Source organism: Streptomyces sp. SBT349 (assembly GCF_001083795.1).
GTDB lineage: Bacteria > Actinomycetota > Actinomycetes > Streptomycetales > Streptomycetaceae > Streptomyces.
The window spans coordinates 1-9,292 of the sequence record NZ_LAVK01000297.1 but is presented as its reverse complement, the minus strand read 5'-3'; the positions used below and the strand labels follow the sequence as shown (position 1 = coordinate 9,292).

The following is a 9,292-nucleotide window of genomic DNA, read 5'->3' as shown; positions in this document are numbered from 1 at the left end:
GTGTTCCCCGGCCCACCCCCACACGAAAGGTGACAGCGCGGCATGTGCGGTCTGACCGGTTGGGTCGCCTACGACACCGACCTCACCGAACACCCCGACGTCGTGGACGCGATGACGGCCACCATGGCCTGCCGCGGCCCGGACGAGTCCGGTACCTGGATCGGGCCGCACGCCGCGCTCGGCCACCGGCGCCTGGCGGTCATCGACCTGCCCGGCGGCGCGCAGCCGATGCGGGCACACACCCCGGACGGCCCCGTCGTCCTCGTCTACAGCGGCGAGACCTACAACTTCACCGAACTCCGCGACGAACTGCGCCGCAAGGGGCACCACTTCGGGACCGCCAGCGACACCGAGGTCGTGCTGCGCGGCTACCTGGAGTGGGGCGACGGCGTCGCCGACCACCTGCTCGGCATGTTCGCCCTCGCCCTCTGGGACGGCCGCACGGACGAGCTGGTCATGATCCGCGACCGCCTCGGCGTCAAACCGATCGTCTACTACCCGACCCGCGACGGCGTCCTGTTCGGCTCGGAGCCGAAGGCCGTGCTGGCCCACCCGCGGGCCCGCGCGGTGGTCGACACCGCCGGGCTGCGGGAGCTGACCGCGCTCACCATGGCCCCCGGCTGGACGCTGTGGAAGGACATGCGCGAGGTCGAGCCCGGCACCGTCGTCACCGTCGGCCGCGGCGGCATCAGGACGCGGACCTACTGGAGGCTGGAGGCCAGGCCGCACACCGACGACCTGGAGACGACGCTGGCCACGGTCCGCGAGCTGATGACGGACATCGTCCACCGCCAGCTCGTCGCCGACGTCCCCCGCTGCGTGCTGCTCTCCGGCGGCCTCGACTCCAGCGCCGTCACCGGCCTCGCCGCGCCCCACCTGGCCGGGGCGGGGGAGCGGCTGCGGACGTTCTCGGTGGACTTCGTCGGCCGCGAGGAGAGCTTCAGGGCCGACCGGAACTGGGCCGCCGCGGACACCCCGTTCATCCGCGACGTGGTGGACCGGGTCGGCTCCGACCACCGGTTCATCACGCTCAAGGCGTCCGAGATGACCGATCCCGCGGTGCGGCGCGCGGTGATCGCGGCCCGGGACATCCCCGTCGGCCTCGGGGAGCAGGACTCCTCGCTCTACCTGCTGTTCCAGGCGATCCGCGCCACCTCCACGGTGGCGCTGTCCGGCGAGGCGGCGGACGAGGTCTTCGGCGGCTACCGCTGGTTCCACGACCCCGCCGCGGTCCGCGCCCACACCTTCCCCTGGCTCGCCTTCCGCAGCCCGATGAGCACCGACCGGGCCTCCGTGCTCCATCCCGACCTGCGCGAACGGCTCGACCTCGACGCCTACGTGGCCGACCAGTACGCGACCGCGCTGGCCGCCGTCGACCACCTGGAGGGGGCCGACGAGTCCGAGCGGCGGATGCGGGCGATCAGCCATCTGCATCTGACGCGGTTCGTCCGGATGCTGCTGGACCGCAAGGACCGGGTGTCGATGGCGGTCGGCCTCGAAGTGCGGGTCCCCTTCTGCGACCACCGGCTGGTCGAGTACGTCTACAACGCGCCCTGGTCGCTGAAGACCTTCGACGGCAGGGAGAAGAGCCTGCTGCGGCACGCCACCGCGCACGTGCTGCCGGAGTCGGTGCGCGACCGGCTCAAGAGCCCCTACCCCTCCACCCAGGACCCCGGGTACGCGACCGCCCTCCAGCAGCAGGCCAGGGATGTCCTCGGCGAGCGGAACCACCCGGTGTTCACGGTGGTCGACCGCGCCTGGCTCGCCGCCGCCGTCGACCGGGACCTCACCATGCCCGGCGGCACCCGCCGCGGCATCGACCGGGTGCTGGACTTCGCCCACTGGATCGACCTCTACCGGCCCGAGCTGACGCCCTAGCCGGCAGCGCGGATCCCCCGGGGCCCGTCCCGTTCACCGCAGGCGGCGCGACGACCTGACCGGGAGAAGGACGCAGTCGCCGCACAACGGCCCCCGGCGATCCGGCGCGGCGCGGTAGATGAGGCAGCAACTGCGCCGCAGGAAGCGGCCGTCGTCCGCCGCGCCGCCCGCCCCCCGCAGCGGTGGGCGGGCCATCAGCGCCGCCGTCGCGGCCCGGACCTGCTCGGCCAGGCCGGGCCGGGCCGCGGCGACCAGGGCGGCGGCGCCGTGCACGGCGGAGGCCACGTTGCCCCACAGCACCCGCGGGGACACGCGCAACGAACCGAAGGCCGCGGTCAGTTCGCCGACCGGCCCGTCCGCCACGCAGGCGTGCAGCAGCTCCGCGGGGCGTGCCGCTCCGGCCGGGGCGCCGTGGACGGCGTCCAGCGCGACCGACAGCGGAACGGGGCCGCCCAGCACCGGCTGCCACCACAGCCCGTCGAGGGACGCCGCCAGGCGACGGCGGTGGGCGACCGCCAGCGCGAGGGCGGGGGAGACCAGCCGCGCCGCCAGCCCCAGGTGCGCCACGGAGGCGGCCACCGTGAACTCGACGGATGCCGCGGGGTCCGGCCCGCCGCCCTGGGCGGCGGCCAGCCCGGCGCGGACCGCGGCCACGCGGGCCCCCAGGGCCTCCGGCTCCCGCCCCAGTTCGGCCAGGGACCGCCACGGCGGGCCGGGGGCCGCCCCGGCCGGATGCGCCCGCGCCGCGAAGAACGGGCCGAACGCGGCGAGGTCCTCCACCGCCGCGCGGCCGTCCAGCGCGGCGGGACTCTCGGGCAGGGGGTCGGCGTCCATCCCCCCATGATGCGCGACACCGGGGCGCCCGAAGGGACGGCCGACCGCCCCCACGAGGCCAGGGGCCGTTTCCCCGCCGGGAAACGGCCCCTGATCCAGGTGGTGACGCGGGTGGGCGACTCAGGCGGTGCCGGTCACGCGCCCTCGCCGCCGGTGTGCAGCAGGACGTTGGCGGTGTCCGCGGGAACGCCGGTGAGCACGTCCGCGAGGCCGGAACCGACCAGCGAGGACGCCACATCGGCCGGCGTGGCGGACGGGTTGCCGGCCAGGTACAGCGCCGCGGCGCCGGTCACGTGCGGGGTGGCCATGGAGGTGCCGGAGATGGTGTTCTCCCCGGTGTCACCGGTGTTCCAGGCCGAGGTGATGTCGGTGCCGGGGGCGAAGAGGTCCACCACCGAACCGACGTTGGAGAAGTCCGAGACCGCGTCGGCCTCGGTGCTCGACCCCACCGTGATGGCCGGGGCCACCCGCGCCGGGGAGGTGAGCGACGCGTCCGCGCCGTAGTCGTTCCCCGCCGCGATCGCGTAGGTGATGCCGGCCGCGACGGAGTTCTCCACCGCCGCGTCCAGCGTGGTGTCCACGCCGCCGCCCAGGCTCACGTTGACGACCGAGGGGCCCGAGGCGTTGGCGGTGATCCAGTCCACGCCGCCGACCACGGACTCGGTGGTGCCGGAGCCCGAGTCGTCGAGCACCTTGACGGAGACGATGTCGGCGTTCTTGGCGACGCCGTAGGCGCTGCCCGCCACCGTTCCGGCCACATGCGTGCCGTGGCCCTGCCCGTCGCCGCCGTCGCCTCCGAAGGCGTCGAAGCCGAACGTGGCCCGGCCGCCGAAGTCCTGGTGGCTGTACCGCACACCGGTGTCCAGGATGTAGACGGTGACGCCGGAACCGGCGTCGTCCGGGTACGCGTACGACGCGTCGAGCGGTAGCGCCTCCTGGTCGAGCCGGTCAAGGCCCCAGGACGGCGGGTCGGGCTGGGTCGCGGTGGCGCGCACCGTCTGGTTCTGCGTGACCTCGGCCACCGCCGGGTCGGCGGCGAGTTCGAGCGCCTCCTGCTCGGTCGCCTCGACGGCGAAACCGTTCAGGGCGTGCTCGAAGACGCTGGTCACCTCCGCGTCATAGGTGGCGGCCAGCGCGGTGGCGCTCTCCTCCGCGCTGGTCGAGACGCCGCTGTCGTCGAGGACGACCAGGTAGCTGTCGGGGACGGTGTTCGCGGCTCCGGCGTTGGCGATGGTCCCGGTGGGAACGTCGCCGGCCTGCGCGACACCGGTCAGCGCAACGCCGAGGCCCAGGCTCAGGAGGGCGGCGGTCGCCGCCCCCGCGCTTGTGCGGAGCCGGGTCGGCTTTCGCGTCACTGCCATGGAGAGAGTCCTTACCGTGGGGGGACTGCATGTCGTGCGCATGACATTGAGACGTTCATGGACACCACGCAACGATCTGTCTACGCGCGAAGAAGTGCAACCGTCGACCGCGAAGGTTCACATGATGTCCATAGAGCGGCGGCATTCGGTGAGTTGACGCCCACGGCCGGTGCCCCCGGTCGCCTCCGGCCCCCTCCGATCCGCCAGGTCAGCCCTCGTTCGGGCCCGGGGGAACGGATCTGACGAAGCGGTGACGTCCGCTCGCCCGGCGGCCCATACGACCCGGCCCGCGCCTAGCGTGAAGTGGTGACCGCCCGCAGACTCGCCCCCGACACGGTGGCGGTGGCCCTGGCGCTGCTCCTCTTCGCCGCCTCCGCCGCCGTCGGCGCCGCGGTGAACGGTGACGGTGTGCTGCTGCTCGACTGGCCACCGCTGTTCGCCCGCTGGGAGCCGCACGCGGGGCCCGGCACCCCCGCCGCCCTGCTGCTGGCCGGCCTCGTGGTCCTCTACGGCCCGGCGGTGGCGCTCCGGTTGGCGTGGCGGTGGCTGGGATGGGCGGTGGCGGCCGGTTCGCTGGCCTGGATCACGTCGCTCGCGCTGATCGACGGGTGGCGGCGGGGGGTGACCTGGCGGCTGAGCCACGGGCAGGAGTACCTGACCGCCCTGGACCGCGTCGGCTCCCTCGGTGACTTCCTGCGGACGTTCACCGACCACATCCCGCTCGACTCCCCCGACAACTGGCCCGCGCATGTCGCGGGCCATCCGCCGGGCGCCACCCTGACGTTCGTCCTGCTCGACCGGGTCGGGCTCGCGGGCGGCGGCTGGGCGGCGGCCTTCTGCGTCGCGGCCTCGGCCACCGCCGCCACGGCGGTGCTGGTGACGGTGCGCGCGCTGGCCGGTGAGGAGCCGGCCAGGCGCGCGGCCCCGTTCCTGGTCCTCATGCCGGGGGCGGTCTGGATGGGGGTGTCGGCGGACGGCTACTTCGCGGCCGTGGCCGCCTGGGCGGTGGCGCTGCTGGCGCTGTCGGTGCGCGGCCGGGGAGGGCCCGCGGCGCGGCGGTTCGCCGCCCTGGGCTCCGGGGTGCTGTTCGGTCTGCTGCTGTATCTCTCCTACGGCCTGGTCCTGATGGGCGCCGTGGGGGTCGCGGTGCTGCTGGTGGCGCGGGACGCGCGCCCGCTGCCCTGGGTGGTGCTGGGCGTGGTCCCCTGGGTGGTGGGGTTCACGGCGGCCGGGTTCTGGTGGTTCGACGGCTATGCCACCCTCGTCGACCGCTATCACGCGGGGGCCGGCGGCTACCGGCCGTACGCCTACTTCGTCTGGGCCAACCTGGCCGTCCAGGTGGCGTCGGTGGGCCTCGCGACCGTCGCCGGACTCCGCCGCACCGCCGTGGCGGGCTCCTCCGCGCTGCGTGCGGCACGGGGCCGCCGACCGGCCGGCGGGGAACGCGCGGCGTTGGTGGTCCTGGTGGCCGGGGGAGCGGTGGCGATGCTGGCCGCCGACCTGTCGGGGATGAGCAAGGCGGAGACCGAACGCATCTGGCTGCCGTTCGCCGTGTGGCTGCTGCCCGCGACCGCGCTGCTGCCGCCCGGCCGGGCCCGCTGGTGGCTGACCGCCCAGGCCGCGACCGCCCTGACGGTCAACCACCTCTGGCTCACCCGGTGGTGAGGCGGATGGAGAGGCCGGCGGAGAGGCCGTTGGAGACGATGAGGAGGGAACCCATGGAATCGGCGCGGGGTCAACGGGTCCGGCGACTCCGGGATGTCCGCCTCCCGGAGCGGTTCCGGTCGCGGCTCGGGTTCCGGGCCCGGCTGCACGACGCCCGCACGGCCACCGCCGTCGGCCGCTGGCTGGGCACCGGGGTGGTGGTGTGCTTCGTGACCGGTCTGATCAGCCATGGACTCCAGAGCCCCCCGGACTGGCTGGCGCCCCACCTGCCGACCCGGCCGGTCACCGGCTACCAGGTGTCGCAGGGGCTCCACGTGGGCACCGGGATCGCGCTGGTGCCGTTGCTGCTCGTCAAGCTGTGGACGGTCTATCCGCGGCTGTTCGTCCGGCCGCCGGTGCGGTCGGTGAGGCACGCGGCCGAACGCGCCTCGGTGGCGGTGCTGGTGGCGGCGGCGCTGCTCGAAGTGTTCCTCGGCCTGGTCAACACGGCGCAGTGGTACCCCTGGCCGTTCCCCTTCCGGGCGGTGCACTGGGCGCTGGCCTGGGTGCTGCTCGGCGCGACGCTGCTGCACCTGGCCGTGAAGGCGCCGGAGATCGCCGCGCACTGGCGGCGTTCCCCGGCCGACCCGGACGACCCCGACCGCAGGTCGCTGCTGCGGGGCATGGGCGCCGCGGTGGGGGTGGTGACGCTGGCGACGGCCGGGCAGACGGTCGCGCCGCTGCGCGGGCTCACGCTGCTGGCGCCGCGCCGCCCCGACGGCGCGGCGCAGGGAGTGCCGGTCAACCGCACGGCGGCCCAGGCCGGGGTGGCGGACGTCTCGGCCGCGGCCTGGCGGCTGCGGGTGGCCGGGCCGAGCGGCTACGAACTGTCGCTGGCCGCGCTGAACGGGCTGCCGCAGCACACCGTTCGGCTGCCGATCGCCTGCGTGGAGGGCTGGAGCGCGTCCGCGGACTGGACGGGCGTGCGGCTGCGCGACCTGCTGGAACGCGCCGGGGTCCCCTCCGGGGCCTTCGTGCGCGTGGTGTCGCTCCAGCGGCAGGGCGGCTACCGGGTGTCCGAACTGCCGCCGCGGTACGCCCGGGATCCGCTGACGCTGCTGGCGCTGCGGATCAACGGCGAGGTGCTCTCGCCGGACCACGGCTTCCCCGCCCGGATCATCGCGCCCAACCGGCCGGGGGTGCTCCAGACCAAGTGGGTCGGCGAGATCGAGGTGCTGGCATGAGGGTGACGCGTGGGGTGCTGGGGATCGCCGGGCTGGGACTGCTGGCGGCCGGTGCCCGGCTGCTGTTCGTGGCGACCCCGCGGGGAACGCCCGCCGAGGTGGCGCTGTGGCTGGGGGGCGCCCTGGTGGCGCACGATCTGCTGTTCGCGCCCCTGGTGCTGCTCGCGGGGCTGGCGCTGCGCCGGCTGCCGGGACGGCGCACGGTCCGCGCCGGGCTGCTGGTGGCCGGGAGCGCGACCCTGGTGGCGCTGCCCATCCTGCTGCGTCCCGGCGCGCCGCGGAACCCCACGGCGCTGCCGCTGGACTACCCGTCGAACCTGGCCCTGCTCCTGGCCGCCGTGGCACTCGCCACCGCCACCGTGACCCTGGCAGGCCGCCGCGGCCCGACGACCGACGAGCACTCCCACTGAGGCGGCGGGGAACACCCGGGTCTCCGGTGACCACCTGCCCCGCGGCGCGAGGCGGGGTCTTCCGCCCTGTCCGGGGCGGCTCGGCGGTCGACGAGCGTTCCCGCGGAGGTGGCGGGGGGACCGGGGCGGGGAACGCCCCATCCCCGCGGTCCTACGGCTCCCGGTGGCGGAGCGCGGTGAATGCCCGGTCGGCGACCGTCCACTGGGCCACCGGTGACCACCCGCCCCGCCGTGCCAGGCCGCGCAGCGCGCCCGGTCCCAGCCGTGCCCAGGCGAACGCCGGGCCCGCGACACCGCTCCCCGCGTCCAGCCGCGCCTCGAAGCGTTCGTCCACCTCGGTGGCCGCCGTCTCGGCGAGCAGCAGGCCGCCGGGTGCCAGCAGGCCGGCGACGCGCCGCAGCAGCGCGGCCGGGTCGCCGCCGATGCCGAGGTTCCCGTCCATCAGCAGCGCGCTGCCCCAGCGGCCCTCGGCGGGGAGCCGCTGGAACACCGAGGCCAGCAGCGCGGCCCCGCCGGAGTCGCGCGTGCGGGCCACCGCGGCGGGCGCGGTGTCGATGCCCAGCGCGGGATGGTCGGCACGGGCCAGCGCGGCGACCATCCGGCCGGGGCCGCAGCCGATGTCCAGGACGCCGCCGCGGCAGTGGCCGAGGACCGAGAGGTCCGCGACGTCGGGCCCGGCGCACCAGCGTTCGACGTCCAGCGGCAGACGCCGCCCGTCGGCGCGGAGCAGGTACAACGGGCCCCGGCCGGCGCGCAGCGCGACGGCGTAGGGGTCGGCGGTCCACGCGTGGGCGGGCGGTGCGGCGGTCACGGTCACCACGCGGCCCCCTCACGCGCCCCGGAGTCCCGCAGCCCGGCGTACACGGCCGTGAACCGGCCCGGCGGCGCCTCGGCGGCCACCCGTTCCGCGTCGGCGGCGGTGTCGACGTCCCGCAGGACCGGCAGGTCCCGGACGCCGAAGCCGAGGCGGAGCAGCCGGGCGCGCTGGACCGCCCCGGTGGCGGCGGTGGACATGGGGACGCCGACCACCGCCTCCGGGCGGGGCTCGGCCATCCCCAGCGCCCAGAAGCCGCCGTCGGCGGCCGGGCCGAGCCAGGCCCGCCCGGTCGGCCAGGCGCCGGGGCCGGTGGCCGGGGCGAGCAGCTCGGGGGTGAGCTGCGGGGTGTCCATGCCGATCAGCAGCGCGGGGCCCGAGCACCGGGCGAAGGCGGCGGCGATCCGCAGGTCGAGACCGCCGCCCACCTGCGGTACCACCTCGAAGCCGGGCGGCAGCCAGGGGCCGGGCCGCCCGGCGAGGACCAGGACCCGGCGCCTGGCGGGTGTGCGCGAGACCGTCAGAAGCGTGTCGGCGAGCGCGGCCTCCGCCAGCGCGGCGGCCTGTTCGGGGGTGAAGGGTGGGGTGAGCCGGGTCTTGACCCGGCCGGGCACCGGCTCCTTCGCCACGACCAGCAGCGTGGTGGCCCCCGAGGGCGGCCCCTCGCCGGTCACGCGAGCACCGCCCGCATGCCCGAGACCGCGCGCCAGACCGCCCGCGCCCCGGTGCGCCGCCGGACCGGCCGGGAGAGGACCCGGCCACCGGCCCTGGCGTGCGGGGGCCGGGCGTCGCGGGCGGTCGGCCCGCGGCGCGCGCGCACGCGTTCGGCGGCGCCGCAGCCCGGCACCCGGGGCAGCGCCTCTGCTTCGTCGAGGCAGGGCAGCACCGGATCGCCCTGCGCAGTCGGGGAGTTGGTCACACCGCCTCACCCTACGGAGCGGAATCGGGCATATCGGAACAGCGGGCCTTACGGAACGCTGACATCCCCCCGCTCCCCCCCCCCCCCCGCCTGGGCCACCCCCCCCGCCGAGCCCAGGCAGGGCACCAGGTTGAGCGTCATGGCCAGCGCCTCCACCCGCCTGCCCGCCGACCGGCACAGATCGATCC

Annotated in this window: 9 protein-coding genes; 4 read left to right on the top strand and 5 right to left on the bottom strand. The window is 75.9% G+C overall.

The window, feature by feature from the left end:
- Positions 1-42 precede the first annotated feature (42 nt).
- Positions 43-1,878, top strand: coding sequence for an asparagine synthase (glutamine-hydrolyzing) (asnB, locus tag ADY01_RS27615; protein WP_049578950.1), 1,836 nt, complete (start codon positions 43-45; stop codon positions 1,876-1,878).
- Positions 1,879-1,911: 33 nt separating this feature from the next.
- Here asnB and ADY01_RS27610 read toward each other — a convergent pair whose 3' ends face one another.
- Both ADY01_RS27610 and ADY01_RS27605 read right to left on the bottom strand, forming a co-directional pair.
- Complete coding sequence (locus tag ADY01_RS27610) at positions 1,912-2,712, bottom strand: (2Fe-2S)-binding protein (RefSeq protein WP_063784378.1); 801 nt, start codon at positions 2,710-2,712, stop codon at positions 1,912-1,914.
- 134 nt (positions 2,713-2,846) lie between these two features.
- Positions 2,847-4,073 carry a S8 family peptidase gene (locus ADY01_RS27605; RefSeq protein ID WP_049578948.1) on the bottom strand — a complete coding sequence of 409 codons (1,227 nt, stop codon included), beginning with the start codon at positions 4,071-4,073 and terminating at the stop codon, positions 2,847-2,849.
- Between the two features lie 306 nt (positions 4,074-4,379).
- Between ADY01_RS27605 and ADY01_RS27600 the strand changes: the two genes are divergently transcribed.
- The 3 genes from ADY01_RS27600 to ADY01_RS27590 are packed head-to-tail and all read left to right on the top strand — an operon-like array spanning position 4,380 to position 7,371.
- On the top strand, positions 4,380-5,738 hold the full coding sequence (locus tag ADY01_RS27600; RefSeq protein WP_159001459.1) for a hypothetical protein: 1,359 nt from the start codon (positions 4,380-4,382) through the stop codon (positions 5,736-5,738).
- 53 nt (positions 5,739-5,791) lie between these two features.
- Positions 5,792-6,961 carry a molybdopterin-dependent oxidoreductase gene (locus tag ADY01_RS27595; protein WP_078900661.1) on the top strand — a complete coding sequence of 390 codons (1,170 nt, stop codon included), beginning with the start codon at positions 5,792-5,794 and terminating at the stop codon, positions 6,959-6,961.
- Complete coding sequence (locus tag ADY01_RS27590; protein ID WP_049578944.1) at positions 6,958-7,371, top strand: hypothetical protein; 414 nt, start codon at positions 6,958-6,960, stop codon at positions 7,369-7,371. The genes ADY01_RS27595 and ADY01_RS27590 overlap by 4 nt, the downstream gene beginning before the upstream one ends.
- Before the next feature lie 151 nt (positions 7,372-7,522).
- Here the strand turns inward: ADY01_RS27590 and ADY01_RS27585 are convergent, their stop codons facing one another.
- The 3 genes from ADY01_RS27585 to ADY01_RS27575 are packed head-to-tail and all read right to left on the bottom strand — an operon-like array spanning position 7,523 to position 9,104.
- Positions 7,523-8,188 (bottom strand): methyltransferase domain-containing protein, encoded by a 666-nt coding sequence (locus ADY01_RS27585; protein WP_049578952.1) that lies wholly within the window; start codon positions 8,186-8,188, stop codon positions 7,523-7,525.
- Positions 8,185-8,859, bottom strand: coding sequence for a TIGR04282 family arsenosugar biosynthesis glycosyltransferase (locus ADY01_RS27580; RefSeq protein WP_049578943.1), 675 nt, complete (start codon positions 8,857-8,859; stop codon positions 8,185-8,187). The genes ADY01_RS27585 and ADY01_RS27580 overlap by 4 nt, the downstream gene beginning before the upstream one ends.
- The gene (locus ADY01_RS27575; RefSeq protein WP_049578942.1) at positions 8,856-9,104 is read right to left on the bottom strand and encodes a hypothetical protein; all 249 of its coding nucleotides are present in this window, start codon (positions 9,102-9,104) and stop codon (positions 8,856-8,858) included. The genes ADY01_RS27580 and ADY01_RS27575 overlap by 4 nt, the downstream gene beginning before the upstream one ends.
- Positions 9,105-9,292 lie beyond the last annotated feature (188 nt).

Excerpts from the sequence above, each read along its gene's own strand:
- ADY01_RS27590 (WP_049578944.1), top strand. The coding sequence starts at position 6,958 with ATGAGGGTGACGCGTGGGGTGCTGGGGATCGCCGGGCTGGGACTGCTG.
- ADY01_RS27595 (WP_078900661.1), top strand. The coding sequence starts at position 5,792 with ATGGAATCGGCGCGGGGTCAACGGGTCCGGCGACTCCGGGATGTCCGC.
- ADY01_RS27605 (WP_049578948.1), bottom strand. The coding sequence starts at position 4,073 with ATGGCAGTGACGCGAAAGCCGACCCGGCTCCGCACAAGCGCGGGGGCG.
- ADY01_RS27610 (WP_063784378.1), bottom strand. The coding sequence starts at position 2,712 with ATGGACGCCGACCCCCTGCCCGAGAGTCCCGCCGCGCTGGACGGCCGC.
- asnB (WP_049578950.1), top strand. The coding sequence starts at position 43 with ATGTGCGGTCTGACCGGTTGGGTCGCCTACGACACCGACCTCACCGAA.